The sequence below is a fragment of the Variovorax davisae genome, assembly GCF_030316845.1.
GTDB classification, from domain to species: domain Bacteria; phylum Pseudomonadota; class Gammaproteobacteria; order Burkholderiales; family Burkholderiaceae_C; genus Variovorax; species Variovorax davisae.
Genome location: NZ_JASZYS010000017.1, coordinates 141,856 through 167,693 on the forward strand (window position 1 = coordinate 141,856; position 25,838 = coordinate 167,693).

Here is a 25,838-nt window from a genome sequence, read left to right on the forward strand (position 1 = left end):
ACGTGATCTGTGAGCGGTACGCGCGAGACCCGCACGACGAGCCCCGAATTGTAAGGAACGGGCCTCGGGCCGGGCGCCGCCCAGGGGCAAATGGGCTACGCTCGACGCGCTACGGACCGGATGGAGAGAAAAAACTTGAGCCGAACGACACCCGCCTTCCTGCTGGCTGCCAGCGTCTTCCTGGCCGCGGGCGCGGCCCATGCGCTGCAGATCACCAGCCTGACGCCGCAGGGCGAAGTCTCGCGGGTGCGCCAGGTGGTCGCCAAATTCGACCAGCCCGCGGTGCGCTTCGGCGACCCCAAGGCGCCGGCCCCGCTGGCCGTCGCCTGCGCCGACGCCGAGGCCGGCAAGGGCAGCGGCCGCTGGACCGGCGACCGCCAATGGGTCTTCGATTTCGACAACGACCTGCCGCCGGGCGTGCGCTGCACGGTGACGCCGGTGGCCGGCTTCCAGTCGGCCACCGGCGCCGCGCTGACCGGACCCGAGAGCTGGCGCTTCAACAGCGGCGGCCCCTTCATCCGCAACTGGCAGCCCAGCTACGGCAAGATCGACGAGCAGCAGGTCTTCATGCTCGAGCTCAACGGCCCCGCCACGCCCGAGAGCGTGCAGGAGAACGTCTGGTGCGCCGCCGGCGGCATCGGCGAGCGCATCCCGGTCCGGCAGGTCGGCGGCGACCAGCGCGCCGCCCTGCTCAAGGCGCTCGGGCGCGACAAGGACGCCGAGCGGGCGCCGCAGCGCTTCCTGACCCTGCAGTGCAACCGCACGCTGCCGCCGGCCAGCCGGGTGCAGCTGGTCTACGGCAAGGGCGTCGCCACGCCCTCGGGCGTGGTCAACAACGTCGAGCGGCGGCTCAACTTCGATGTGCGCGAGCCCTTCGCGGTCTCGTTCAGCTGCGAGCGCGAGAACGCCCAGTCGGCCTGCCTGCCGCTCAAGCCGATGGTGCTGCGCTTCAATGCGCCGGTGGCGCGCAAGCTGGCCGCGGCCATCACGCTGGCCGGCGCCGGCAAGTCCTTCAAGCCGCAGTTCGACGACAACGCCGCCCGGGACGACGATGGGGTGGTCGAGTCGCTGAGTTTCGCCGGGCCCTTCGCCGAACAGACGCCGTTCACCATCACGCTGCCGCCGAAGTTCGAGGATGCCTCGGGCCGCCCGCTGGCCGCGCCCGACAGCTTCCCGCTCAAGGTCGCGACCGGCCTGATGCCGCCGCTGGCCAAGTTCGCCGCCTCGCCCTTCGGCGTGGTCGAGCGGCTGGCCGAGCCCGGCGGCGTGGCGCTGATGCCGGTCACGGTGCGCCGGGTCGAGCCGGCGCTGCAGGTGCAGGCGCTGACCCTGGGCGCGGCGCCCGGCCAGGTGAGCGACCTGAATCCGAAGAGCGACGCCGACATCATTGCCTGGTTCCGCAAGGTGCGCCGCTACGACAACTACAACGTCTCGCGCAAGCTGGCCGCACGCGACGTCAAGGGCGCCTTGCCGAAGGTGATCGACAAGGACGAGCGCGACAGCATCCAGACCCGCATGGTGTCGCTGCTCGGCGGCCAGGCCGGCGTGCGCACCCTGGACATGCCGAAGACCGACGGCGGCGACCCGCGGCCCTTCGAGGTCGTCGGCATCCCGCTGACGCCCGGCTTCCACGTGCTCGAGATCGCCTCGCAGAAGCTCGGCGATGCGCTGCTCGACGAACGCTACGGCAGCGGCCGCACGATGTACGTGCGCACCACCGCGCTGGCCACCAACCTGGCGGTGCATTTCAAGCTCGGCCGCGAGAACGCGGTGGCCTGGGTCACGACGCTGGACAAGGGCAGCGTGGTCGCCAACGCCGCAGTGCGCGTGTCGGCCTGCGATGGCCACGAAGTGGCAAGAGGCACCACCGACGCCAAGGGGCTCGTGACGCTGACCGGCATTTCGCCCGACGCGCCCTCCTGCGCCAGCGACGACGACTACGAGGCCGGCGCCTACTTCGTCAGCGCCCGCGCCAAGGACGCGCAAGGCGTCGAGGACCTGGCCTTCACCTGGAGCGACTGGCAGCGCGGCATCGAGCCCTGGCGCTTCAACGTGCCGACCAGCCTCGAAGCGCAGCCCGACCGCATCGCCCACACGGTGTTCGACCGCACCTTGCTGCGCGCCGGCGAGACGGTGTCGATGAAGCACCTGATCCGCAGCCAGACCCAGAAGGGCTTCGGCCTGCCCGAGTCGCTGCCCGATCAGCTGGTCGTCACCCATGCCGGCAGCGGCCAGCAGTTCACCCAGCCGCTCCAGTGGCGCAAGACCGCCACCGGCGGGCTCAGCAGCGAAAGCAGCTTCGCCGTGCCGCCGGCGGCCAAGCTCGGGATCTACCAGGTCGAGCTGAGAAGCGGCAAGGCGGGCGGCGCCAGCGCCGAGGAAGGCGGTCCGGGCAGCTACGCCAGCGGGCAGTTCCGGGTCGAGGAGTTCCGCCTGCCGGTGCTCGAGGGCCGGATCGGGCCGAGCGACAGCAAGCCGCTGGTGGCCATCGGCGCGCTGCCGGTCGACCTGCAGATCAACTACGTGGCGGGCGGCGGGGCGGCGGCGCTGCCGGTGCGCGTGTCGGCGCTGGTGCGCGGCAAGCAGCCGGCCTTCCCCGACTTCGACGCCTTCAGCTTCGCTCCCCCCAGCAAGGAAGGCGACGAGGCCGCCGACGATCCGCGCGTGATCGCCGACAAGCTCCCCCTGACGCTGAACCGCGAAGGCGCCGGCCGGCTCACGATCGACAAGATTCCGGTCGCCAAGGCCAGCCCGCGCGAACTGCTGCTCGAAGCCAGCTATGCCGACCCCAACGGCGAGGTGCAGACCTTGCGCAGCACCCACACGCTGTGGCCGGCCACGGTCGTCGCCGGCATCAAGACCGAAGGCTGGGTGTCGGCCAGCCAGAAGCTCCGATTCCAGGCGCTGGCGCTCGACCTGGCGGGCAAGCCGCAGGAAGGCGTGACGCTCAACGTGCGCGCCATCGCCCGCATCACGACCACCAGCCGCAAGCGCATGGTGGGCGGCTTCTACACCTACGACAACAAGACCGAGGTGAAGGAGATCGGCACCATCTGCAGCGGCAAGAGCGACGCCCGCGGCCTGCTGCTGTGCGAGGTCGAGCTCAAGGAGCCGGGGCAGGTCGAGCTGATCGCCAGCGCCACCGACAAGGACGGCCGCGACAGCCGCGCCGCGAGCTCGGTCTACGTCACGCGCCAGGGCGAGCTCTGGTTCGGCGGCGACGACCACGACCGCATCGACGTGCTGCCCGAGAAGAAGAGCTACCAGCCCGGCGAGGTTGCCCGGTTCCAGGTCCGCAGCCCGTTCCGCTTCGCCACCGCGCTGGTCTCGGTCGAGCGCGAAGGCGTGATCGAGACCCACGTGGTGCAGCTCAACGGCCAGGACCCGACCGTGACCCTGCAGGTCAAGCCCGAGTGGGGACCCAACGTCTACGTCAGCGTGCTGGCGCTGCGCGGGCGGCTGCGCGACGTGCCGTGGTACAGCTTCTTCACCTGGGGCTTCCGCGCGCCGCGCGAATGGTGGACCGCCTTCTGGTACGAGGGCAAGGAATACGTGGCGCCGACCGCCCTGGTCGACCTGAGCAAGCCGGCCTACCGGTTCGGACTGGCCGAGATCCGCGTCGGCACCCAGTCGCACCGCATCGACGTCAAGGTCGCGAGCGACAAGCCGGCCTACCCGGTGCGCAGCCAGGCGCAGATCACGATCAGCGGCCGGCTGCCCGACGGCAAGCCCGCGGCCGGCGCCGAGGTGGCGGTGGCGGCGGTCGACGAGGCGCTGCTCGAACTGCTGCCCAACGACAGCTGGAACCTGCTCGAGGCCATGCTGCAGCGGCGCAGCTGGGGCGTCGGCACCTCGACCGCACAGATGGAGATCGTCGGCCGTCGGCATTACGGCCGCAAGGCCGTGCCCGCGGGCGGCGGCGGCGGCAAGAGCCCGACCCGCGAGCTGCTCGACACCCTGCTGCTGTGGAAGCCGGCCGTGGTGCTGGATGCCAACGGCCAGGCGACGCTGACGGTGCCGCTCAACGATGCGCTGACGACGTTCCGGATCGTCGCGGTGGCCGACGCCGGCACCGGGCTCTTCGGCACCGGCCAGGCCTCGATCCGCGCCACGCAGGACCTGCAGATCATCAGCGGCCTGCCGCCGCTGGTGCGCGAGGACGACCAGTTCCGGGCCCAGCTCACCTTGCGCAACACCACGACCAGCGCGATGAAGGTCGAAGCCACGCCGCGTGCGACCCTGCTCACGCTGGCACCGCAGACGGTCGAGATCCCGGCCGGCGAAGCGCGCGAGCTGGCCTGGACGGTGACGGCGCCGGCGCAGCTGGCGCAGACCCGGGCCGAGGCGATCCTCTGGGAGATCGAGGCCCGCGACACGCTCGGCGGCGCCCGCGATGCGCTCAAGGTGCGCCAGCGCATCCTGCCGGCGGTGCCGCTGACGGTGCAGCAGGCGACACTGGTGCAGCTCGACGGCCCGTTCACGCTCGACGTCGGCCCGCCGGCCGACGCCCTGCCCGGCCGCGGCGGCCTGCGGATGTCGCTGCAGCCGCGCCTGGCCGAAGGCCTGACCGGCGTGCGCGACTGGTTCGCGGCCTACCCCTATGCCTGCCTGGAACAGAAGGCCAGCAAGTCGATCGGCCTGCGCGACGGCAAGGGCTGGCAGGCGGTGGTGGCGCAGCTGCCGACCTACCTCGACGGCGACGGCCTGGCCAATTACTTCCCGCCGCGCGATGGCGAAGCGAATCGCGGCAGCGACATCCTGACCGCCTACCTGCTGGCATCGACCCACGAGGCGGCCGCGCTCGACCCGGCCTTCGCCCTGCCCGAGACGGCGAGTGCACCGATGATGCAGGGCCTGATCGCCTTCGTCGAAGGCCGCATCCAGCGCGAGTTCTGGAGCCCGCGCAAGGACCTCGACGTGCGCAAGCTGGCCGCGCTCGAGGCCTTGTCGCGCTACGGCAAGGCCCAGGGCCGCATGACCGGCAGCATCACCATCGCCCCCAACCAGTGGCCGACCAGCGCGCTGATCGACTGGCTGCAGATCCTGCGGCGGGTGGCGGACGTACCGCAGCGCCAGCAGCGCCTGGACGAAGCGAACAACGTGCTCAGGGCGCGCCTGAGCTTCCAGGGCACGCGCCTCGGCTTCAGCACCGAGCAGGACGACAACTGGTGGTGGCTCATGGCCAACGGCGACGTCAACAGCGCGCGGCTGCTGCTGGCGGTGCAGGACGATCCGGCATGGAAGGACGACATCGGCAAGCTGGCCAACGGCTTCATCGGCCGCCAGCAGAACGGCGCCTGGCGCACCACCACCGCCAACCTGTGGGGCGGCCTGGCGCTGGAGAAATTCTCGAAACGCTTCGAAAGCGCGCCGGTCAGCGGCATCACGGCGGCCACCCTGGGCACGGCCAAGGCCCAGGTCGACTGGCGCAAGGTCGAGCCGGTCAAGGTCGGCGACCCCGGCGGCGCGCCGAACCAGGCGAGCGCCTTCGGCGCACCGGCGTCGCCCGGCATGCTGCGCAACAACACGATGTTCGTGCCATGGCCGGCCGCCGGCGGGCGCGACACGCTGCTGGTCACGCAAAGCGGCAGCGGCAAGCCCTGGCTCACGCTGCAGTCGCTGGCCGCGGTGCCGCTGAAGGAACCCTTCGCGGCCGGCTATGCGATCAGGAAGACCGTGACGCCGGTCGAGCAGGCCGTGGCGGGCGTCTTCACGCGCGGCGACGTGCTGCGCGTAAGCCTCGAAGTCAACGCCAGCGCCGACATGACCTGGGTCGCGATCACCGACCCGATCCCCGGCGGCGCCACCATCCTCGGCGGCGGCCTGGGCCGCGACTCGCAGATCGCCACCCAGGGCGAGAAGCGCTCGGGCAGCGGCTGGCCGGCCTTCGAGGAACGCAGTTTCGAGGCCTTCCGGAGCTACTACGAATACCTGCCCAAGGGGGTGGTGAAGATGGAATACACGCTGCGCCTCAACAACGTCGGCGACTTCGCGCTGCCGCCGAGCCGGGTCGAGGCGCTGTATGCGCCCGAGATGTTCGGCGAGATGCCGAACGCGCGGGTCAAGGTGGAGGCGGCGAAGTAGCGCGGCGCCAGGGTTGAGCTCGCGCTCGATCTTGCGCACACTGCGCGATCGACCCTCTCGCATGGAGACATGATGTGTAGAAGTATCAAGACCCTGTTCAACTTCGAGCCGCCGGCGACCGAAGAGGAAATGCGTGCGGCATCGCTGCAGTTCGTGCGCAAGCTCAGCGGCTTCGCCCGCCCGTCCAAGGCCAACGAGGCGGCCTTCGATCGCGCGGTCGAAGACGTCACGGCCGCGGCCCGGGCGCTGATCGAATCGCTGGTGACCACGGCCGATCCGCGCGATCGCGAGATCGAGGCCGCGCGCGCCCGCGCACGGACCGCCGTTCGCTTCGGCACCCAGGCTTGAAGATGCCGACCGTCGAACAATTGCAGCGACTCCTCGAACCGCTGTTCCCGGGCCTGATGGGCGTTCGCCTGGTCACGCTGGCGCCCGACCGCGTCGTTGCGGAGTTGCCCGTGCGGGCCGACCTCTGCACCGCCGGCGGCATCCTGCACGGCGGCGCCTCGATGGCCTTCGCCGACACCCTGGGCGCCGTCGGCACCCTCCTCAACCTGCCACCGGGCAAGCGCACCACCACCACCGACTCCAGCACCAAGTTCATCGGCGGGGCGCGCGTCGACACCACGGTGGTTGGCGAATCGGTGGCGCTGCACCGGGGCCGGACCACGATGGTGTGGCAGACCACGATCCGCTCGGCCGAAGGCAAGCTGTGCGCGGTGGTCACGCAGACGCAACTGGTCATGGATGCATAGCCCGAAGACACCGACCGACCCCTGGCTCGACCGCTGGCTGCCGCAGGTGGTGGCGCACGCCGATGGCGCGGCGATCCTCGAACTCGGCTGCGGCAGCGGCCGCGACACCCGGACGCTGGCCGCGGCGGGCCTGCGGGTGGTGGGCATCGACCTCAGCGCCGACGCCATCGAGGAGGCCCGCGCCCGCGTGCCCACGGCGGCGTTCCATTGCCAGGACATCCGCGCGCCCTTTCCGCTGGCCGCCGGCACGGTCGGCGTGGTGGTCGCCAGCCTCTCGCTGCACTATTTCGACTGGCCGGAGACGCTGGCACTGGTCGAGCGCATCTGTGGGCAGCTGCGGCCCGGCGGCCTGCTGCTGTGCCGGCTCAACTCGACCCGCGACTTCCATCACGGTGCCCGCCGCGACCTCGAAGCGGGCGCCGACAACTTCTACCTGGTGGACGGCATCCCCAAGCGCTTCTTCGACCGCGCCGCGGTCGACCGGCTGTTCGCCTCGGGCTGGCGCCTGCTCAGCGCCGACGAACAGGTCGTCGAGCGCTATCAGCAGCCCAAGGCGCTGTGGGAAGTCATCCTCGAGCGCCTCGAACGATAGGCGCACTCGCAGCACCGCCTCCGGATTGAAGGCACCATTCGACCATTCGACCATTCGACCATTCGACACCAAGGAACACCTCGTCATGTCCCTCCAGCTCTGGCTCGCCTTCGTCGCCGCATCGGCGGTGCTGCTGATCATTCCCGGGCCCACCATCCTCACGGTCATCAGCTATTCGGTGGCGCACGGCAAGCGCGCCAACCTGCCGCTGGTGGCGGCGGTCGCGCTCGGCGACTCGACCGCGCTGGTCGTCTCGCTGCTGGGCCTCGGCGCCCTGCTCGCGACCTCGGCCTTCTGGTTCACCGCCATCAAGTGGGTCGGCGGCCTGTACCTGCTCTACCTCGGCATCAAGCTGCTGCGCGCCGGCATCTCGCCGGCCGTGCTGGCGGCGCCGGCCGCGCCCGGCTCGCGCTGGCGGCTGTTCGCCAACACCTACCTCGTGACTGCGCTCAATCCCAAGGGCATCGTCTTCTTCGTCGCCTTCCTGCCGCAGTTCATCGATCCGCGCGCGGGCGTGACGCAACAGCTGTGGGTGCTGGCCCTGACCTTCGTCTGCATGGCCGCGCTCAACGCCACGCTGTATGCGGTGTTCGCGGGTTCGGCGCGGCGCCTGCTGGCCTCGCCGCGGGCGCAGCGGCGCTTCAACCTCGCCGGCGGGTCGCTGCTGTCGGCCGCCGGCGTCTGGGCCCTGCTGGCCCGGCGCCCGGTGTGAGCCGCCGGCCTCAATAGCGGTACGGATCGTTGGGGCGGCGATCGTAGCGGTTGGGCACGCCGTCGCGGTCGCGATCGCGGTCCATGTAGACGCCACCCCGCGGCGGCGGCGGGCGGTAGTTGTCGTAGGGCGCGACGATGCAGCCCGACAGCGTCAGGGCAGCGAGAACGAGTGCGAGGCGCTTCATCGAGATCTCCTTGGGTTGGAGATTCCATCGTCGAGCGCACCGGTGTCGGCCCCGCATCGGCAGCACGCAGAAGCGTGAAGTCCGTTACCGGATGTGCACCTCGGCGCCGTCCACGCCCAGATAGGCCCGGGCCAGCGCATCGTCGCCGGCGATCTGTGCCGCCGTGCCCTGGGCCACGATGCGCCCGCCCTCGATGACGTAGGCGCGATCGGCCAGCGCGAGCGCCAGGCTCGCCATCTGGTCGACCAGCAGAATGGTCATGCCCTCGGCGCGCAGGCCGTCGAGGGCCGCGAACAGTTCGGCGATCACCTTGGGCGCCAGGCCGAGCGAGGGCTCGTCGAGCAGCAGGATGCGCGGCCGCGCCATCAGGCCGCGCGCGATCGCCAGCATCTGCTGCTCGCCGCCCGACAGCAGCCCGGCGCGCTGCTGCTGCCGCTCGCGCAGGCGCGGGAAGCGGGCGAACATCTCTTCGACGCGCGCCTCCCGATCCTGCGGCTGGCGGAAGGCGCCGAGGCGGATGTTGTCGAGCACGCTGAGCTCCGCGAACACCTGCCGGCCCTCGGGCACCAGCACCAGCCCGCGCCGGACGATCAGCTCGGCCGCCAGCGCGCCGAGCTCGTGCCCCTGCAGATGGATGCCGCCCTGCACCGGCCGATGCAGGCCGGCCAGCGAACGCATCAGCGTCGACTTGCCGGCCCCGTTGGCCCCCAGCAGCGCCACCACCTCGCCTTCTCGCACCTGCAGGTCGATGCCATGCAGCACCGGCTCGGCGCCATAGCCCGCCACCAGCGCGCCGACCCCGAGCATCTCCCCGGCCATGCCGGGCGCGGGCCGCAGGCGCACCGCCTCGGGCGCCGCCAGCGCCTCGCCGAGATAGGCCTGGCGCACGCGGGGATCGGCCTGCACCTCGGCCGGCGCGCCGGTCGCGAGCAGCTGGCCGGCGTCGAGCACCACCACCCGGTCGGAGATGCCCATGACCAGCTCCATGTCGTGCTCGACCAGCAGCACGCCGACGCCGGCCTCGGCGATCTGGCGCAGCAGGACCGCCAGGCGGTCCTTGTCCTCGCGCGAGAGGCCGGCCGCGGGCTCGTCGAGCAGCAGCACCTGCGGCTCGGTCGCCAGCGCCCGCGCGATCTCGACCAGGCGCCGGTCGACATGCGCGAGATCGGCGGCTGGCGTGTCGCCCGGCCCGCGATAGCCGCAGAAGGCCAGCAGCGCACGGGCCCGCGCCCGCTGCGCCGGGGCGGCGAAGGCACCGGCGCCGAAGAGCCCGCCGAGCGCGCCGCGGTGCAGCGCCAGCAGCACGTTGTCTTCCACGCCGAGGCTGCCGAACAGCTGCGAGCTCTGGTAGGTGCGCGCCACGCCGCGGCGGGCGATCGCGTGCGAGCCCAGGCCCTGCAGGATCTCGTCGCCAAGCCTGAACAGGCCGCCGGTGGGCTTGTAGAAGCCGCTCAACATGTTGAGCACGGTGGTCTTGCCGGCCCCGTTGGGCCCGATCAGGCTGGTGATGCGGCCCGGCGCGGTGTCGAAGCCGACGCCGTTGACCGCGCGCACGCCGCCGAACTGCATCGTCAGCGCCTCGGCCCGCAGGGCGGCGCGAGGCCGCGCGCCCAGGGCGGGCAAGGTGGCTTCGACTGCCGGCGCCGCGGCGCCGCCAGCGCGCTTCGGCCGCGGCAGGAGCCGCCGCCACAGCCCCACGGCGCCTTCCGGTGCCACCCAGAGCACCACCAGCAGCATGGCGCCGAAGAACAGCAGGCGGTACTCCTCCAGACCGGAGAGCAGCTCGGGCAGCAGCGCGACGATGATCGCGCCGGCCAGCGGTCCCGCGACCGAGCCGGCGCCGCCGAGCACGACCACCAGCACGAACAGGATCGACTGGCCGAAGCCGAAGCTGCTCGGCGTCACGAAGCCCGACAGCGGTGCGAACAGGCCGCCCGCGATGCCGGCCGCCGCCGCCGAGACCGCGAAGGCCACGGTCTTGACCACCAGCGGATCGATGCCGATCGACTCGGCCGCGGTCTCGCTGTCGCGCACCGCGCGCATGGCCGCGCCCCAGCTGCCGCGCGAGAGCCAGGCGAACAGCGCCAGCGCGACCCCGGCGGTGAGGATGGCCAGCATCGCCATCGCCTTCTCGCCGCTGGCGGCGAAGGGCAGCGCGGGCGCCGTGAGGCCCATGATCCCGTTCTGGCCGCCCGTGAGATCGCGCATCTCGATCACGCCGTGCTCGACGATGAAGCCGAAGGCGATCGTGATCATCGCCAGGTAGGGCCCCTTGACGCGCAGCGCCGGCAAGGCGAGCAAGGCGCCCATCGCGCCGGAAAGCAGCGCGGCGACCGGCCAGGCGGCCCAGAAGCTCCAGCCGGCCCGGGTCGTGAGGATCGCGACCGTGTAGGCGCCGATGGCATAGAAGCCCACGTGGCCGAAGGACACCTGCCCGGTCAGCCCCTGCAGCACGTTGAGGCCGATGCCCACGATGGCCAGCAGCGCCACGTTGGCCAGCACGAAGACGTAGTAGCCGTTGACGCCGGCCGCGGCCGCGAGGCCGGCCAGCAGCAGCACCAGCACGGCCGCGATCTGGCCACTGGAGCCGAGGCCCAGCCGATTCGACGCGGGAGCAGGAGGGACCTGCACGAGGGGCAGCACGACGCTCATACCTTCTTCACCTCCGCGCTGCCGAACAGCCCGTTCGGCCGCAGCGCCAGCACCGCGATCACCAGCGAGAAGCTCAGGATCTGGGTGTAGCTCGAGCCCAGCGTGGCGCCGATCAGCGATTCCAGGATGCCGAACAGCAGCCCGGCCACCATCACGCCCCAGGGACTCGTGATGCCGCCGAGGATCGCGACCGCGAAAGCCTTGAGGCCGAACAGCGTGCCCATGTCGGCGTTGACGTTGAAGAGCGGCGCGATCAGTACGCCGGCGACGCCGGCGAAGGCCGCCGACAGCGCAAAGGCCAGCGCCACCACGCGCCGGATCGGAATGCCCATGAGCCGCGCGGCATCGCGGTTCTGCACCACCGCCAGCATGGCGACGCCCCAGCGCGTGCGGCGCGACACCGCGTGCAGCGCCCCCGCCAGCGCCATCCCGACCACCGGGATCACCAGCTGCAGCGGGTAGACGCCAAGCCCGACCTCGCCCACCGAGACCGGCGACACGGCCAGCGGCGACGGCAGGCTGCGCGGCTCCTTGCCGAAGGTGAAGAGCACCGCGTTGTCCAGCACGATGCCGAGCGCGACGGTGGCGATCAGCCAGGCGTTGGAGCCGCGACTGGCGAAGGGCCGCACGGCCAGGAACTCCACCACCAGGCCGTACAGCGCGCACAGGAGCAGCGCCAGCAGGATGGCCAGCGCCACCGGCCAACCCAGCGTCTGCGCGAAGGTGAAGGTCAGCACCGCGCCGAGCATCATCGAGCTGCCCTGCGCGAAGTTGACCGTGCCCGAGACGGCATAAGTCACGTAGAACCCGAGGGCCATCAGCCCGTACATGCTTCCAAGGCCGAAGCCACCGAGGAGCGCTGACAACATCGACATCTTGGAAGTCCCGGCCGCGTGCTCAGTTGGTCGACAGGCCGACCGGCAGGATGCGGTTGTCGACGAACTGCGCCCAGACATAGTCGTCGGCGCCCAGCGCGTCGTGGTTGGCGGCCGTGAACGGCGTCCTGTAGCTCTTGATCAGGCCGTCGTAGCTGGCGATCTTGTAGAAGCCCTGGCGCACCGCGTCGCCATCGGTCGAGCCGGCCTGCGCGATCGCCAGCGCCGCCAGGTGCATGCCGTCGTAGGCGTTGGCCACGCCCACCGCCGGCGTGATGTCGCCCGGGCCCTTGATGGCCAGGTACTTGGCGACCAGCGACTTGATCACGCGCTCGCCGACCGGCGACTGCTTGCCGAAGAAGCTGTAGGTCTGGACGAAGTGCACGTCCTTCGCGTTCGGACCGGCGAGCTCGGTGAAGCGGCCGCCCGCGGGGCCCCAGTGCGAGACCACCGGCACCTTCCAGCCCATGCGGTCGAGCGACTTCACCACCTGCGCCGACGGCCCGACGTTGGCGACCAGGAACAGGGCATCGGCGCCCGCGGCCTTCAGGCGCGTGAGCTGCGGCACCATGTCCAGGTCGCTGGCCTCGAACTTCTCCACGCCGGCCGGCGCGATGCCCTTCTCGGCCAGCGCCGCCTTCAGGCCCTTCTCGTTCGATTCGCCCCACGGGTTGTTGACCAGGATCATGCCGGGCTTGGCCGACTTGAAGGTCTTCTGCGCGTACTGCAGCATGGCGCGGTCGACGGTCTCGTCGACCGCCGAGACCCGGAAGGCGTAGTTGGGATTGGCGCCGTTCTTCGTGATCGGCGTGCCGGCCGCCCAGGGCCCCATGAAGGGCACCTTCTCCTGGTTCGCCAGCGGCACGATGGCCATCGAGACCGGCGTGTCGAGGCCGCCGAAGAGCACCGCCACCTTCTCCTTGTAGATCAGCTCGCGGGCCGCGACCACGCCCTTGGCCGGGTTGGCCTCGTCGTCGCGGCGCACCAGTTCGAGCTGGCGGCCGCCGAGCAGGCCACCCTTGGCGTTGACCTCGTCGATGGCCAGCTGGAGGCCGCGCGAGATCGCCTCGCCGGAGAGGGCCGACTGGCCCGAGAGCGCGGTCACCAGGCCGATCTTGATCGGCTCGGCGGCAGCGGCGACAGTGCCCCACAGGGCGGCGAAGGCAAGCGCGCAGGCGCTCGAAACAAGAGTGCGGCGGGCAAAGAGGGACATGCGAATCTCCGTGGATGGGACTCCCGCCGGAATGCAAGCGCCGTGCCAGTGTCGCCAATTCACGATAATTCACGCGCACATTTCTGAACATGGATTGTTCACAATCGGCACACAACTTGCAGACAAACAGCGTCACCGCGACCTGGAGATCCCGAATGAACGCCCGCTACCTCGGCCCGCTGCCCACGCACGGCCGCTTCGACTACCTGCCGATCACGCGGCGCGCCGACCATGCCTGGCCCAACGGCGCCCGGCTGGCGGTCTACCTGGGCTTCAACCTGGAGCATTTCGCCTTCGGCGAGGGCATGGGCGCATGCATCGGTCCGGTGCATCCGCACCCGGACGTGCTCAATTTCTCGTGGCGCGAGTACGGCAACCGGGTCGGTGCCTGGCGCTGCCTCGAGCTGTTCGACAGCCTCGGCCTGCCGTCGAGCACCCTGCTCAACACCGCGCTCTACGACCACTGCCCGGAACTGGTCGCCGCCTCGGTGGCCCGCGGCGACGAACTCATCGGCCACGGCCACAGCAACTCCGAGCGCCAGTCCGACATGGCCGAGGCCGACGAGGCCGCGCTGCTGGCCGACTGCCGCGAGCGGATGCGCCTGGAAAGCGGCCAGGCCCCCACCGGGTGGCTCTCGCCCTGGATCTCGGAAAGCCCGCTCACGCCCGACTTGCTGGCCGAGGCCGGCTACGGCTACACCCTCAACTGGTGCCACGACGACCAGCCGCTGCGCATGCGCACGCGCAGCGGCCGCACCCTGTGGTCGGTGCCCTATCCGCAGGAGCTCAACGACATCCCGATGATCATCGCCCGCCAGATGGACGCCAAGGACTTCGCCCGCATGGTGATCGACAACGCCGACGAGATGCTCGAACAGTCGCGCCGCCAGCCGCTGGTGATGGGCCTCGCGCTGCACCCCTACATCGTCGGCCAGCCCTACCGGCTGCGCCACCTGCGCCGCGCGCTCTCCCACCTGGCGCGCATGCGCGACCGCGGTGAGCTATGGTTCACCACGCCGGGCGCGATCTGCCGGCACATGGAAACGCTGGAACCCAAGTGATGAAACCCGAGGCCCCCACCGACGAAGACGCCGACGACGTCGAGCAGCGTATCTACGGCGCGGTCTTCGACAGCGTCATGAACCAGCGCCTGACGCCCGGCACCAAGCTGCCCGAGGCCTCTCTGTGCGAGCTGTTCGGCGTCAGCCGCTCGGTGGTGCGCCGTGTGCTGCAGCGCCTCGCGCACGACTACATCGTGCAGCTTCGGCCCAACCGCGGAGCCATCATCGCCATGCCCTCGCCCGAGGAAACGCGGCAGATCTTCGAGGCCCGGCGCGGGCTCGAAACGCTGGTCGTGCGGCTGGCGACCCAGAACGCCACCGCGCGCGACCTCAGCGAGCTGCGCCAGCAGTTGCGCCAGGAGCACGACGCCATGCACCGCTTCGACCAGCCGGCCTGGGCCCGGCTCGCCAGCTCCTTCCACCTGCGCATGGCCGCCCTGGCGCGCAATCCGATCCTCGAACGCTACCTGGCCGAGCTGGTGTCGCGCTGCTCGCTGATCGTCGCGCTGTACGAGCCGCCCGGCAATGCCGCCTGCGAGCACGACGAGCACGAGCGCATCGTCGACTGCCTGGCGCGCGGCGATGCCGAGGGCGCCGCCCGGCTGATGGACGAGCACCTGCGCGAGCTGGAGCGCAACGTGTCGGTGCAGCGCGCCGCCCCCGAACGCACGCTGGCGCACCTGCTCGGGATGGCATGACCGGCCGGCGCTCGCTCGCCATCGCGCTGGCCGTCCTGCTGGCGGCGCCGGCTTGGGCCGGTCTCGCGAGCTTCGACGAGGTCCGGCGCGATTTCCGCCCGTCCGACACCGCCGTGCTGGACCGCGACGGCCTGCTGCTGCAGCGCGTGCGCACCGACGCCAGCGTGCGGCGCGGCGACTGGATCGTGCTGGCCGACATCTCGCCAGCCCTGCGCAGCGCGATGCTGCTGAGCGAGGACCAGCGCTTCTACGAACACAGCGGCGTCGACTGGCGCGCGGTGTCGGCGGCGGCCTGGGGCAATCTCTGGAACACCCGGACCCGCGGCGCGTCGACCATCACCATGCAGCTCGCCGGCCTGCTCGACGACGACCTGCGCCGCGCCGGCGGCGGCCGCAGCCTGGCGCAGAAACTGGGCCAGACGGTCGCCGCCCAGCAGTTGGAGCGCCAGTGGCGCAAGGACCAGATCCTCGAGGCCTACCTCAACACCGTGCCTTTCCGCGGCGAGATCGTCGGCATCGACGCCCTGTCGCGCACGCTGTTCGGCAAGGCGCCGCATGGGCTCGACGGCCGCGAGGCGGCGGTGGCGGCCGCGCTGGTGCGCGCGCCCAACGCCAAGCCCGCGCTGGTGGCGCAGCGCGCCTGCGAGCTGCTGCGGGCGATGGAGCCGGGCGCCAAGCCCGACTGCGCGGCGCTCGACATGTTCGCGAGCGCCGCGCTGCAGCGGCGCGCCTTCGATCCGAGCGAAGGCATCGCGCCGCACCTGGCACGCCGGGCGCTGAAGGAAGTCGGCCATCCGGTCCGGCCGCTGCGCACCACCCTGCGGGCGCCGCTGCAGCGTTTCGCGCTCGATGCGCTGCAGCGCCAATTGCGTGAACTGCGCGGGCGCAACGTCGAGGACGGCGCGCTGGTGGTGCTGGACAACGCCAGCGGCGAGGTGCTGGCCTGGGTCGGCTCGTCCGGCACGCTGAGCCGCGCGGCCGAGGTCGACGGCGTGCTCGCGCAGCGGCAGCCGGGCTCGACCCTCAAGCCCTTCCTGTACGCGCAGGCGCTGGCCGAGCGCAGGCTCACGGCCGCTTCGCTCTTGGACGACTCGTCGGCCCAGATCAACACCGCCGGCGGCCTCTACATCCCGCAGAACTACGACCGGCAGTTCAAGGGCTACGTCTCGGTGCGCACCGCGCTCGCGGCCTCGCTCAACGTGCCGGCGGTGCGCACGCTGGTGATGGTCTCGCCCGAGGCCTTCGCGCGCCAGTTGCGCGCGGCCGGCTTGCCGCTGGCGCAGAGCGGCGACTACTACGGCTACAGCCTGGCGCTCGGCAGTGCCGAGGTCTCGCTGCTGGCGCTCACCAACGCCTACCGGACGCTGGCCAACGGCGGACGCTTCGGCAACACCCGCGACCTGCCCGGGCCAGCTCCCGCGGCCAGGGACCAGGCCACGGCCATCGATCCGCGCGCCGCCTTCATCGTCGGCGACATCCTGGCCGACCCGAACGCCCGTGCCCGCACCTTCGGCCTCGACAGCGTGCTCGGCACCCGCTTCTGGAGCGCCGTGAAGACCGGCACCAGCAAGGACATGCGCGACAACTGGGCGATCGGCTGGTCCGCGCGCTACACGGTCGGCGTCTGGGTCGGCAACGCCAGCGGCGCGCCGATGTGGGACGTGAGCGGCACCAGCGGCGCCGCGCCGGTCTGGGCCCAGACGATGGCCTTCCTGCATCGCAGCGAACCGAGCCGGGCGCCGGCGCCGCCGGCCGGCGTGCTGCAGGCGCCGGTTCGCTTCGGCGACGCGCTCGAGGCGGCGCGCAGCGAGTGGTTCATCGCCGGCACCGAGCAGCCGCTGTTCGCGATCGCGCCCGAGGCCTCGACGGCACAGGCGGCGCCGCGCATCACGGCGCCGGCGGACGGCACGATCCTCGCCCTCGACCCCGACATCCCGCCGGATCGCCAGCGCGTGCGCTTCGAGGCCGAGGGCCGCGGCGTGCAATGGCGCATCGACGGCAAGCCCCTGGCGCGCGGCGCCAGCGCGCAATGGCTGCCCTGGCCCGGCCGGCACCGGGTGCAGCTGGTCGATGCACGCGGCCAGGTGGCCGACGAGATCAGGCTCGAAGTGCGCGGCGCGGGCGTGGTGGCGGGGGCCGGGCGCTGAAGCAGGCGAAGGCGTCCGACGGCTGTCAGCCGCGACCGACGGCAGGCAACCGACCAACGGCGTACAGCCGGCCCGCGCCGCGGCCCACGCCCTCTCAGGCTGGCGGCTGCTGCCGCTCACGCCTCGCCGGCGCTATACCTTCACACATGGGAGTTCGCTCCACACCGCGACGGAGGCCGTGATGCTGATCAAGATGACAACCGTGCCGCAAGCCCAGGACCCGCAGATGGTGGTCGCATGGATTCGCGCCTGCATCTGGGCCGGCATCGAGGGTTGGCCCTTCTGCAGGCTGAAGTAGTGGCCGATCAGCCGCCGCTCGCTTCCCGCGCGCGCCGGGCTTCGTAGGCCAGCAGGTGCGCGTAGGCGATCCGCAGCGGCGTGACCCGCTCGCCGCCGTCGGCACCGCGGCGCAGCAGGTCACCCACGATGTGATCTGCTTCGATGGCGGCACCGCGCTCGATGTCCTTGAACATCGACGCCGTCATCGACGAACCCCTGGCGTTCAGCATCGCATGGGCGCGTGCCAGCGACTCCTGGCGCGGCGCGAAGCCGTTGTGGGCCAGGATCGCGGCGCACTCGTCCACCATCGCGTCCGCCACGTCGGTGCCGCCGCTCTGCACGATGTCGCCGACGGTGGCGCGCATCAGGCAGGTCATGCTGGCGGCCGAGGCGATGAACATCCACTTCTCCCACATGTCCTGCAGGATGTTGCCGGAGGCGCGGGCGTCGAAGTTCGCGCCGGCGAAGGCGGCTTCGAGGCCCTGCACCCGGGCCGAACGGGCCCCGTTGAACTCGCCGAAGGTCAGGCCGTGCATGTCGTTGTGGTGCAGCACCGTGCCCTCGTCGTCGAGCGAGGCCGAGATCATGCACAGTCCGCCGAGCACGCGCTCGGCGCCGAAGCGAGCGCCGAGTTCGTCCAGATGGCGCATGCCGTTGAGCAAGGGAAGAATGGCGGTCCCGGGCCCGACCGCAGGCGCGAACGACGCCATGGTCTGCGCCAGGTCGTAGGCCTTGCAACCGACGACGACCACGTCGTAGGGCCCACCGATGGCGTCGGCCTGTACCGAAGGCGGTGCGGGCAGCCGCAGGCCGCCTCGAGGGCTCTCGATCACCAGCCCGGTCTTTGCCAGCTGCGCCGCGCGCCGCGGCCGCAACAGGAAGGTGACGTCCTTGCCGGCCTCGAGCAGCCGGCCACCGAAATACCCGCCCAGCGCGCCCGCGCCCACTACCAGGATCCGCATGAATCTTTCCTCGTCGATGTTGGACGGGGGATTCTGCGCCGTTGCCTGCCAGTCTGCTGGCGAGCGCGGTCAGTAGCTCTTGTACGGCAGGAACTTGCCCGACAGCACCACGTTCACGCGGTCGCCCTTGGGGTCGGGCTGGCGCTGGATGTCCATGCTGAAGTCGATCGCGCTCATGATGCCGTCGCCGAACTCCTCGTGGATCAGCGCCTTGATGGTCGTGCCGTAGACGCTCACCACCTCGTACCAGCGGTAGATCAGCGGATCGGTCGGCACCGGCGTGGGCAGCGAGCCCTTGTAAGGCACCACCTGCAGCCACTTCTGCTCTTCGGCCGTGAGGCCGAAGATCTTGCCGATCACCTTGGCCTGGGCGGCGTCGAGCGTCATCTGGCCGAGGCAGGCGGCGGTGGTCCACTCCTTCGACAAGCCGACCTTCTTCGCCACGTCGGCCCACTGGATGGCCTTCGCCACCTTCACGGTGATGATCTTCTCGGTGACGTCGTTGCGGTTCATTTCGAATGCTCCTGTGGGTCGATGCGGTCGGCAACGGGCGTTGCCATGCACCAGACACAAGCAACTGCCGTGCCGCGATGGTGCACCGGTTACAGGGCGCGAGCGGTCCCGAAGATAATAGGCATTGCGCAGCCACAGAACCCAGGAGCCCTTTCCCGTGCCAGACCTGTCCAAGATCACGACCATCGAAGACCTGCGAGCCATCGCCAAGCGCCGCGTGCCACGCATGTTCTACGACTACGCCGACTCCGGCGCCTGGACCGAAGGCACCTACCGCGCCAACGAGAGCGACTTCCAGAAGATCCTGCTGCGCCAGCGCGTGGCGGTCAACATGGAAGGGCGCTCGACCCGCACCACGATGATCGGCCAGGAGGTCGCGATGCCGGTGGCGATCGCCCCGACCGGCCTCACCGGGATGCAGCATGCCGACGGCGAGATCCACGGCGCGCGGGCGGCCAAGGCCTTCGGCATCCCGTTCACACTCTCGACCATGAGCATCTGCTCGCTCGAGGACATCGCCGAGAAGACCGATCGCCATCCCTTCTGGTTCCAGCTCTACGTGATGCGCGACCGCGACTTCATCGAGCGCCTGATCGAGCGCGCCCGCGCCGCCAACGTGAGCGCGCTGCAGCTCACGCTCGACCTCCAGATCCTCGGCCAGCGCCACAAGGACATCAAGAACGGCCTCACGGCCCCGCCCAAGCCGACGCTGAAGAACCTCATGAACCTGGCGACCAAGCCGCGCTGGTGCATGGGCATGCTGGGCACCAAGCGCCGCACCTTCGGCAACATCGCGGGCCACGCCAAGGGCGTGAAGGACTTGTCTTCGCTGTCGTCATGGACCGCCGAGCAGTTCGACCCCACGCTCAGCTGGGCCGACGTCGAGTGGATCAAGAAGCTCTGGGGCGGCAAGCTGATCCTCAAGGGCATCATGGACGTCGAGGACGCCCGCCTGGCAGCGGCCAGCGGCGCCGACGCACTGATCGTCTCCAACCACGGCGGCCGCCAGCTCGACGGCGCGCCCTCCTCGATCGCGGCGCTGCCGGCGATCGCCGAGGCGGTGGGCACCGAGATCGAAGTCTGGATGGACGGCGGCATCCGCAGCGGCCAGGACGTGCTCAAGGCGCGCGCACTGGGCGCCCACGGCACCATGATCGGCCGCAGCTTCCTGTACGGCCTCGGCGCCTACGGCGAGGCCGGCGTGACCCGCGCGCTGCAGATCATCCACAAGGAACTCGACATCACGATGGCCTTCTGCGGCCGCACGCAGATCGACCAGGTCGACTCCAGCATCCTCTTGCCCGGCACGTTCTGAAGACGCACTGCCAGCCGGGTCACGGTCCCGGCCGACAGCATCGGCGGGCTGCATGGGGCATCATCGGAAGCGCCATAACAACTCGATAGAAGCACTTCTCCATGAGCTCCGCCGCGTCCGCCGCGGGGACGGCTGCCGCCGTCGATCCCGCCGCCTCCCACCGCCCCTACACCACCGAAGAAAAGCGCCACCGCATCTTCGCGATCATGGCCGCCTCTTCGGGCAACCTGGTCGAGTGGTTCGACTTCTACGTCTACGCCTTCAGCGCGCTCTATTTCGCGCCCTCCTTCTTCCCCAAGTCCGACCCGACCGCGCAGTTGCTCAACACCGCGGGCGTGTTCGCCGCCGGCTTCCTGATGCGCCCGATCGGCGGCTGGCTGTTCGGCCGCGTCGCCGACCGCTACGGCCGCCGCACCTCGATGCTGATCTCGGTCACGATGATGTGCGCCGGCTCGCTCGCCATCGCCTGCCTGCCCACCTACGCGGCCATCGGCGCCTGGGCGCCCTTCCTGCTGCTGGTCTGCCGGCTGTTCCAGGGCCTGTCGGTGGGCGGCGAGTACGGCACCACCGCCACCTACATGAGCGAGGTCGCGCTGCGCGGCCAGCGCGGCTTCTTCTCGTCCTTCCAGTACGTCACGCTGATCGGCGGCCAGCTGCTGGCGGTGCTGGTCATCGTGGTGCTCGAACAGCTGCTGAGCGAGGCCGAGCTGAAGGCCTGGGGCTGGCGCATCCCCTTCGTGATCGGCGCCATCGCGGCGGTGGTGGCGCTTTTCCTGCGCCGCACCTTGCACGAGACGCAAAGCGCCGAGTCGCGCGCCAACAAGGAGGCCGGCAGCCTCGCGGGACTCTTCAAGCATCACAAGGCCGCCTTCTTCACGGTGCTCGGCTACACCGCCGGCGGCTCGCTGATCTTCTACACCTTCACGACCTACATGCAGAAGTACCTGGTCAACACGGTCGGCCTGCCGATCAAGACCACCAGCTATGTGATGACGGTCGCGCTGTTCGTCTACATGTGCATGCAGCCGCTGTTCGGCGCGCTGTCCGACCGCATCGGCCGGCGCACCAACATGCTGCTGTTCGGCGGCCTGGGCGCCGTGGCGACGGTGCCGATCCTGACCGCGCTGCAGAACGTCACCAGCCCCGTCGCGGCCTTCCTGCTGATCATCCTGGCGCTGGCGATCGTGAGCTTCTACACCTCCATCAGCGGCATCGTGAAGGCCGAGATGTTCCCGCCCGAGGTGCGCGCGCTGGGCGTCGGGCTGGCCTATGCGGTGGCCAATGCGATCTTCGGCGGCTCGGCCGAATACGTCGCGCTGGGGTTGAAGTCGATCGGCCACGAGAGCGCCTTCTTCTGGTACGTGACCGGCATGATGGTGCTGGCCTTCGCGGTCGCCTGGCGGCTGCCGAAGCAGGCCTCCTACCTGCACCACGACCACTGAATCAGGCTTCGGCTTCCCACATCGTCGGGTAGCGGCGGATGAAGCCGTCCGGCGTGACCTCGAGCATCGCCTCGTAGTCGAAGCGTGGCGCGGCGTACCAGTAGTCGCTGTCGCTGCGCCGCTCGTAGCGCTGCTGCAGCTCGGTCAGGCCGCCGCCGTCGAGGTCGAGCCAGGCCACCGGCGCGTCGGCGGCCTCGCCGGCCGCCAGGTGCAGCCGGCGCAGCTGCAGCAGGTTGGTCGCCGGCGTGAAGCCGAGGTCGAGATCGACGCAGTGGCCGAGTTCGGCCACCGGCACGTCATTGAGCTTCCAGCCGCCATGGGCATCGTGGACGATCGACAGGTCGATCGCCTCCCCGCCGAGCCAGCCGCGCACCGTGCACCACTGGGTGTGCCAGGCGCGGTCGCAGCGCACGCGGTAGTGCAGCTGGGCGACCCGGCCGTCCTCGTGGCGGAAGGCGGCCCCGCCGTCGATCTGCCAGTTCTCGCCCGCGCGCTCGAGCCGGCAGACGTCGTGGCCCGGTTGCCCGAGCCGGCGCCAGAGGATCGTTGCGAGCGTCTGCATGGGCCGGATCATGGCACCGGCATGCCATCCAGCGCAAGCCTCGCCAAGGCAACGCTGGGCGACAATCGACGGCGTGACGACCGCACCGATCCGCCGCATCGCCCACCTCGACATGGACGCCTTCTATGCCTCGGTCGAACTGCTGCGCTACCCGCAGCTCAAGGGCCTGCCGATGGTGATCGGCGGCGGCCGGCGCAAGGTCGACGAGGCCCTGCGCGCCGTGCCCGAGGGCGGCACCCTGGCCGACATCCCGGTGGCCGCCTTCCCGCTGCTCAAGGACTACGCCGGCCGCGGCGTGATCACCACCGCCACCTACCCGGCACGCCAGTTCGGGATCGGCTCGGCGATGGGACTCATGAAGGCCGCCAAGCTGTGTCCGCAGGCGCTGATCCTGCCGGTGGATTTCGACGAATACCGCCGGTACTCGCGCCGCTTCAAGGAGGTCATCACCGAGATCGCCCCGCTGATGGAGGACCGCGGCGTCGACGAGGTCTACATCGACTTCACAGAGGTGCCGGGCGGCCAGCGCGAAGGCGGGCGGGTGCTGGCCCGGCTGATCCAGAAGTCGATCTTCGAGGCCACCGGCCTGAGCTGCTCGATCGGCGTCGCACCCAACAAGCTGCTGGCCAAGATGGCCAGCGAGTTCGACAAGCCGAACGGCATCTCGATCGTCTTCGAGCACGACCTGCAGGCCCGCATCTGGCCGCTGCCGTGCCGCAAGGTCAACGGCATCGGACCGAAGGCCGACGAGAAGCTGCAGGGCCACGGCATCCACACCATCGGCGAGCTCGCCGCGAAAGAGCGCGACTGGCTCGTCGCCCACTTCGGCAAGGCCACCGGCGCCTGGATGCACGAGGTCGCCTGGGGCCGCGACGAACGGCCGGTCGTGACCGAGAGCGAGCCGGTGTCGATGAGCCGGGAGACCACCTTCGAGCGCGACCTGCACGCCGTGCGCGACCGGGCCGAGCTCGGCGCCATCTTCACCCGCCTGTGCGAGCAGCTGGCGGCGGACCTGCAGCGCAAGGGCTATGTCGGCAAGACCATCGGCATCAAGCTGCGCTACGGCGACTTCAGGATCGCGACCCGCGACCAGACCATCGAATGCTTCACGGCCGATGCGAAGGCGATCCGCCGGATCGCCGGCCAATGCCTCAAGCGGGTGCCGCTCGAGCGGCCGTTGCGCCTGCTCGGCGTGCGCGTGGGCACGCTGGCCAAGGCCGGCGAAGCCGACGCCGAGCCGGTGGCCCCAGCCGGCACGGTGCGCCGCGGCAAACCGGCGGCCGACGAGGCGGCCGCGCAGACCGCCTCCTTGTTCTAGCGCGCCGGAAGCGCCGGCACGCCGGCCTGCCACTGCGGCCAGTCGGCCACGATGTGATCGACCACGCGGCTGCCGACGAGCTCGATGTTCTGGACCGTCTCGGCGAAACCGCCCGCGGTTTCGCCCGGCGCCGGATCCAGATGCTGCAGCGTGGTCTCGCGCGGGTTGCCCTGGTCGAAATTGACCGCCCCGCGCAGGCTCATCACCCGGTCGGTCCCGTGCTGCCGCTTGATCACCAGCGTGATCGCGGCCGCTTCCATCTCGGTGATCACGTAGTCGTCGGCGCCATACAGCTTGGCGATGTATTGCGCCTGGTTCGACATGCCCGGCCCGTGGAAGAAGGTGTCGCCGGTCATGTGGGTGCCGGTGCCGACGAAGGGCGCGCGGCGCGCCGCCGCCTGCGGGTAGCGCAGCCGGTAGGCCTTGGCCGAGTCGGAGTCCTTCAGCGGCGTGTCGGCCGAGAGCTTCATCGCCCAGGCCACCAGCGTCGGGTTGAGCTTGAAGCGGCGGTACTCCTCGTAGCCCTTGCGCGGCATGAAGGTCGGCTCGCCGGCCTTGTTCTCCTCCGGCGCCCAGCGATGCCCGAGGTCGTAGTCGACCAGCCAGGTGGCCCAGCTGACCTCGCCGATGGTGCCGCGCGACGGCGGCGTGCCCGCCACGCCCGAGATCACGTAGTAGGCCTTCGAGAAGTCGAACTTCGGACTCGTCAGGATGGCCTGCATCGACGACGACGAGTTGACCTTGCCCATGCCGAGCACCGCTCCGCAGACGCCGTCCGGGTTGCAATACACGGGCTGCAGCGCGCCGGGCACCGTGACCGGCACGGCGTCCTTCCAGTAGCGCTCGTACCAGTGCTGGAACTCGCCGGCACGGTCGCCGGTGTTCTGGCCGATCTCGAACATGGCGCCAACGAAGACCTTGACCTTGACCGGTTCGGCGACGCGCGTCGGCGCCACCGAGGTGCACGCCGCAGCGAGCACCGCCACGGCAGGAAGCGCACCCCAGCGGGCGCGACGAGACCAGACTGACGACATGGAAAACTCCGGGAAAAAGGGGAATGGACAGGAAAGAAAGGACGCGGCCGCGGGCGGGCATCGCACCGGCAACACTTGCGGCGTCCTACAGCGGTGCGCCGACCTCGGCGGCAGGCTCTGAAGCCTGTCCGCTTGTTCGGTCGAGATTGTCGCAAACACCATGCCCACCGTGAATCAACGCCCCGTTCCCCTTGCCAATGGACTGGTCTACGTGAACCCCGACATGCCGGGCTGGAGCCGGGTCCGCCGGGGCGCCGGTTTTCGCTATCGGGACACCGGCGGCAACTGGCTGCGCGACGACGGCGAGATCCTGCGTATTCGCCGCCTGGCAATTCCTCCGGCCTACGACAAGGTGTGGATCTGCCCGGTCGCGAACGGACATCTGCAGGCCACCGGGATCGACGCCCGAGGCCGCAAACAGTACCGCTATCACGTCGAATGGCGCCAGTTGAAGGACGAAAGCAAATTCGAGCGGCTGGAAGCCTTCGGCCGGGCGCTGCCCGCGATCCGCCGCCGCGTGGCACGCGACCTGGCCTCCGGCGCCAAGACGGCACCGCTGTCGCGGCCATTGGTCCTGGCCACCCTGGTGCGGCTGCTCGACACCACCTTCCTGCGCGTGGGCAACGAGGAATACGCCAGCAGCAACGGCTCCTACGGCCTCACGACGCTGCGCAACAAGCACGTCGACATCCAGGGCAGCGCGCTCAAGCTGCGCTTCCGGGGCAAAAGCGGAGTCATGCACGAGGCCCGGGTGGACGATGCGCGCATCGCGACGATCGTGCGCAGGTGCCAGCAGCTGCCCGGCCAGGAGTTGTTCCAATACCCATCGGATGACGGCACACCGCGCGCCATCTCGTCCACAGATGTGAACGACTACTTGCGTCATATCGCCGACGGCGACTTCACCGCCAAGGATTTCCGCACCTGGCATGGAACTGTTCAAGCGCTGGAGCTGACCCGCATCGCCTGCACCTCAGGGGAGCCGGACGCGGTGCGCTACAGCGCGAAGGAGATCCTCTCGGCGGTGGCGAAACAGCTGGGCAACACGCCGGCGGTCTGCAAGAAATCCTATGTGCATCCCGCTGTGCTGGCGCTCGGCAGCGCGCTGGCCGCCAAAAGCGACGCCATCGGGGAGATCTGGACCCGGATCGGCGCGCGGACGCAGGGCAGGCGCCATCTGTATGCCGCGGAAGCCCGATTGCTGGAATTCCTGAGGCAACATCGGTTGGCGTCGAAACGCAAAACCGGCGCGCCCAAAGCAAAACGCCCAGCCTTTTGAGGGGCTGGGCGGATTGGGCTGTAAGAGCCTGACGATGACCTACTTTCACACGGGAACCCGCACTATCATCGGCGCTGAGTCGTTTCACTGTCCTGTTCGGGATGGGAAGGAGTGGGACCAACTCGCTATGGTCATCAGGCATAAAGGGTTGTCACCTT

The 25,838-nt window shown here is 70.3% G+C and carries 20 protein-coding genes and 1 rRNA gene; 12 read left to right on the forward strand and 9 right to left on the reverse strand.

Annotation, left to right across the window (positions count from 1 at the left end; all coding sequences use genetic code 11):
- The first annotated feature begins 120 nt into the window (after nt 1-120).
- The 5 genes from QTI33_RS30120 (at nt 121) to QTI33_RS30140 (ending at nt 8,143) form a co-directional block, all read left to right on the forward strand.
- Nucleotides 121-6,084, forward strand: a complete 5,964-nt coding sequence (locus QTI33_RS30120) for an alpha-2-macroglobulin family protein (protein ID WP_444814911.1) — start codon at nt 121-123, stop codon at nt 6,082-6,084.
- Nucleotides 6,085-6,156: 72 nt separating this feature from the next.
- Nucleotides 6,157-6,432 (forward strand): DUF2277 domain-containing protein, encoded by a 276-nt coding sequence (locus QTI33_RS30125; RefSeq protein ID WP_286510227.1) that lies wholly within the window; start codon nt 6,157-6,159, stop codon nt 6,430-6,432.
- Nucleotides 6,433-6,434: 2 nt separating this feature from the next.
- The gene (locus QTI33_RS30130) at nt 6,435-6,839 is read left to right on the forward strand and encodes a PaaI family thioesterase (protein ID WP_286510229.1); all 405 of its coding nucleotides are present in this window, start codon (nt 6,435-6,437) and stop codon (nt 6,837-6,839) included.
- The gene (locus tag QTI33_RS30135; protein ID WP_286510231.1) at nt 6,832-7,431 is read left to right on the forward strand and encodes a class I SAM-dependent methyltransferase; all 600 of its coding nucleotides are present in this window, start codon (nt 6,832-6,834) and stop codon (nt 7,429-7,431) included. The genes QTI33_RS30130 and QTI33_RS30135 overlap by 8 nt, the downstream gene beginning before the upstream one ends.
- A gap of 85 nt (nt 7,432-7,516) precedes the next feature.
- Nucleotides 7,517-8,143, forward strand: coding sequence for a LysE family translocator (locus QTI33_RS30140; RefSeq protein WP_286510233.1), 627 nt, complete (start codon nt 7,517-7,519; stop codon nt 8,141-8,143).
- A 10-nt stretch (nt 8,144-8,153) separates the two neighbouring features.
- Here QTI33_RS30140 and QTI33_RS30145 read toward each other — a convergent pair whose 3' ends face one another.
- From QTI33_RS30145 to QTI33_RS30160, 4 genes are all read right to left on the reverse strand, one after another.
- Nucleotides 8,154-8,330: a hypothetical protein gene (locus tag QTI33_RS30145; RefSeq protein WP_286510234.1), complete on the reverse strand. Its 177-nt coding sequence runs from the start codon at nt 8,328-8,330 to the stop codon at nt 8,154-8,156.
- An 84-nt stretch (nt 8,331-8,414) separates the two neighbouring features.
- Nucleotides 8,415-10,982 (reverse strand): branched-chain amino acid ABC transporter ATP-binding protein/permease, encoded by a 2,568-nt coding sequence (locus QTI33_RS30150; RefSeq protein WP_286510236.1) that lies wholly within the window; start codon nt 10,980-10,982, stop codon nt 8,415-8,417.
- Nucleotides 10,979-11,857, reverse strand: a complete 879-nt coding sequence (locus tag QTI33_RS30155) for a branched-chain amino acid ABC transporter permease (protein ID WP_286510237.1) — start codon at nt 11,855-11,857, stop codon at nt 10,979-10,981. Before QTI33_RS30155 ends, QTI33_RS30150 begins: the two co-directional genes overlap by 4 nt.
- A 22-nt stretch (nt 11,858-11,879) precedes the next feature.
- Entirely contained in the window at nt 11,880-13,070 is a 1,191-nt protein-coding gene (locus QTI33_RS30160; RefSeq protein ID WP_286510238.1) for an ABC transporter substrate-binding protein, read from the reverse strand.
- Nucleotides 13,071-13,225: 155 nt separating this feature from the next.
- On the opposite strand from QTI33_RS30160, the gene QTI33_RS30165 reads away from it, so the two are divergent.
- Genes QTI33_RS30165 through pbpC form a run of 3 tightly spaced genes read left to right on the forward strand, consistent with a single transcriptional unit; the run spans nt 13,226 to nt 16,976 of the window.
- Nucleotides 13,226-14,131: a polysaccharide deacetylase family protein gene (locus QTI33_RS30165; RefSeq protein WP_286510239.1), complete on the forward strand. Its 906-nt coding sequence runs from the start codon at nt 13,226-13,228 to the stop codon at nt 14,129-14,131.
- Nucleotides 14,131-14,829, forward strand: a complete 699-nt coding sequence (locus QTI33_RS30170) for a GntR family transcriptional regulator (protein ID WP_286510240.1) — start codon at nt 14,131-14,133, stop codon at nt 14,827-14,829. Before QTI33_RS30165 ends, QTI33_RS30170 begins: the two co-directional genes overlap by 1 nt.
- On the forward strand, nt 14,826-16,976 hold the full coding sequence (gene pbpC, locus QTI33_RS30175; RefSeq protein WP_286510241.1) for a penicillin-binding protein 1C: 2,151 nt from the start codon (nt 14,826-14,828) through the stop codon (nt 16,974-16,976). The genes QTI33_RS30170 and pbpC overlap by 4 nt, the downstream gene beginning before the upstream one ends.
- A gap of 305 nt (nt 16,977-17,281) precedes the next feature.
- Here the strand turns inward: pbpC and panE are convergent, their stop codons facing one another.
- Both panE and cynS read right to left on the reverse strand, forming a co-directional pair.
- Complete coding sequence (gene panE / locus QTI33_RS30180; protein WP_286510243.1) at nt 17,282-18,217, reverse strand: 2-dehydropantoate 2-reductase; 936 nt, start codon at nt 18,215-18,217, stop codon at nt 17,282-17,284.
- A gap of 69 nt (nt 18,218-18,286) precedes the next feature.
- Entirely contained in the window at nt 18,287-18,730 is a 444-nt protein-coding gene (cynS, locus tag QTI33_RS30185; protein ID WP_286510244.1) for a cyanase, read from the reverse strand.
- 157 nt (nt 18,731-18,887) lie between these two features.
- Here cynS and QTI33_RS30190 point away from each other — a divergent pair, with 157 nt between their 5' ends.
- Both QTI33_RS30190 and QTI33_RS30195 read left to right on the forward strand, forming a co-directional pair.
- The gene (locus QTI33_RS30190; RefSeq protein WP_286510245.1) at nt 18,888-20,045 is read left to right on the forward strand and encodes an alpha-hydroxy acid oxidase; all 1,158 of its coding nucleotides are present in this window, start codon (nt 18,888-18,890) and stop codon (nt 20,043-20,045) included.
- 101 nt (nt 20,046-20,146) lie between these two features.
- Nucleotides 20,147-21,487: an MFS family transporter gene (locus QTI33_RS30195; RefSeq protein WP_286510246.1), complete on the forward strand. Its 1,341-nt coding sequence runs from the start codon at nt 20,147-20,149 to the stop codon at nt 21,485-21,487.
- 1 nt (nt 21,488) lies between these two features.
- On the opposite strand, the gene QTI33_RS30200 is transcribed toward QTI33_RS30195, so the two are convergent.
- Nucleotides 21,489-22,049 (reverse strand): putative glycolipid-binding domain-containing protein, encoded by a 561-nt coding sequence (locus QTI33_RS30200; protein WP_286510247.1) that lies wholly within the window; start codon nt 22,047-22,049, stop codon nt 21,489-21,491.
- Nucleotides 22,050-22,161: 112 nt separating this feature from the next.
- Between QTI33_RS30200 and QTI33_RS30205 the strand changes: the two genes are divergently transcribed.
- Complete coding sequence (locus QTI33_RS30205) at nt 22,162-23,367, forward strand: Y-family DNA polymerase (RefSeq protein ID WP_286510254.1); 1,206 nt, start codon at nt 22,162-22,164, stop codon at nt 23,365-23,367.
- On the opposite strand, the gene QTI33_RS30210 is transcribed toward QTI33_RS30205, so the two are convergent.
- Nucleotides 23,364-24,401, reverse strand: coding sequence for a purine-nucleoside phosphorylase (locus tag QTI33_RS30210; RefSeq protein ID WP_286510248.1), 1,038 nt, complete (start codon nt 24,399-24,401; stop codon nt 23,364-23,366). The genes QTI33_RS30205 and QTI33_RS30210 overlap by 4 nt on opposite strands.
- 160 nt (nt 24,402-24,561) lie before the next feature.
- On the opposite strand from QTI33_RS30210, the gene QTI33_RS30215 reads away from it, so the two are divergent.
- Nucleotides 24,562-25,680, forward strand: a complete 1,119-nt coding sequence (locus QTI33_RS30215) for a DNA topoisomerase IB (protein ID WP_444814912.1) — start codon at nt 24,562-24,564, stop codon at nt 25,678-25,680.
- Between the two features lie 26 nt (nt 25,681-25,706).
- Here the strand turns inward: QTI33_RS30215 and rrf are convergent.
- Nucleotides 25,707-25,819 (reverse strand): 5S ribosomal RNA (rrf, locus tag QTI33_RS30220).
- Nucleotides 25,820-25,838 lie beyond the last annotated feature (19 nt).

Excerpts from the sequence above, each read along its gene's own strand:
- QTI33_RS30120 (WP_444814911.1), top strand. The coding sequence starts at position 121 with ATGGAGAGAAAAAACTTGAGCCGAACGACACCCGCCTTCCTGCTGGCT.
- QTI33_RS30125 (WP_286510227.1), top strand. The coding sequence starts at position 6,157 with ATGTGTAGAAGTATCAAGACCCTGTTCAACTTCGAGCCGCCGGCGACC.
- QTI33_RS30130 (WP_286510229.1), top strand. The coding sequence starts at position 6,435 with ATGCCGACCGTCGAACAATTGCAGCGACTCCTCGAACCGCTGTTCCCG.
- QTI33_RS30135 (WP_286510231.1), top strand. The coding sequence starts at position 6,832 with ATGCATAGCCCGAAGACACCGACCGACCCCTGGCTCGACCGCTGGCTG.
- QTI33_RS30140 (WP_286510233.1), top strand. The coding sequence starts at position 7,517 with ATGTCCCTCCAGCTCTGGCTCGCCTTCGTCGCCGCATCGGCGGTGCTG.
- QTI33_RS30145 (WP_286510234.1), bottom strand. The coding sequence starts at position 8,330 with ATGAAGCGCCTCGCACTCGTTCTCGCTGCCCTGACGCTGTCGGGCTGC.
- QTI33_RS30150 (WP_286510236.1), bottom strand. The coding sequence starts at position 10,982 with ATGAGCGTCGTGCTGCCCCTCGTGCAGGTCCCTCCTGCTCCCGCGTCG.
- QTI33_RS30155 (WP_286510237.1), bottom strand. The coding sequence starts at position 11,857 with ATGTCGATGTTGTCAGCGCTCCTCGGTGGCTTCGGCCTTGGAAGCATG.
- QTI33_RS30160 (WP_286510238.1), bottom strand. The coding sequence starts at position 13,070 with ATGTCCCTCTTTGCCCGCCGCACTCTTGTTTCGAGCGCCTGCGCGCTT.
- QTI33_RS30165 (WP_286510239.1), top strand. The coding sequence starts at position 13,226 with ATGAACGCCCGCTACCTCGGCCCGCTGCCCACGCACGGCCGCTTCGAC.
- QTI33_RS30170 (WP_286510240.1), top strand. The coding sequence starts at position 14,131 with ATGAAACCCGAGGCCCCCACCGACGAAGACGCCGACGACGTCGAGCAG.
- pbpC (WP_286510241.1), top strand. The coding sequence starts at position 14,826 with ATGACCGGCCGGCGCTCGCTCGCCATCGCGCTGGCCGTCCTGCTGGCG.
- panE (WP_286510243.1), bottom strand. The coding sequence starts at position 18,217 with ATGCGGATCCTGGTAGTGGGCGCGGGCGCGCTGGGCGGGTATTTCGGT.
- cynS (WP_286510244.1), bottom strand. The coding sequence starts at position 18,730 with ATGAACCGCAACGACGTCACCGAGAAGATCATCACCGTGAAGGTGGCG.
- QTI33_RS30195 (WP_286510246.1), top strand. The coding sequence starts at position 20,147 with ATGAGCTCCGCCGCGTCCGCCGCGGGGACGGCTGCCGCCGTCGATCCC.
- QTI33_RS30200 (WP_286510247.1), bottom strand. The coding sequence starts at position 22,049 with ATGCAGACGCTCGCAACGATCCTCTGGCGCCGGCTCGGGCAACCGGGC.
- QTI33_RS30205 (WP_286510254.1), top strand. The coding sequence starts at position 22,162 with ATGGACGCCTTCTATGCCTCGGTCGAACTGCTGCGCTACCCGCAGCTC.
- QTI33_RS30210 (WP_286510248.1), bottom strand. The coding sequence starts at position 24,401 with ATGTCGTCAGTCTGGTCTCGTCGCGCCCGCTGGGGTGCGCTTCCTGCC.
- QTI33_RS30215 (WP_444814912.1), top strand. The coding sequence starts at position 24,562 with ATGCCCACCGTGAATCAACGCCCCGTTCCCCTTGCCAATGGACTGGTC.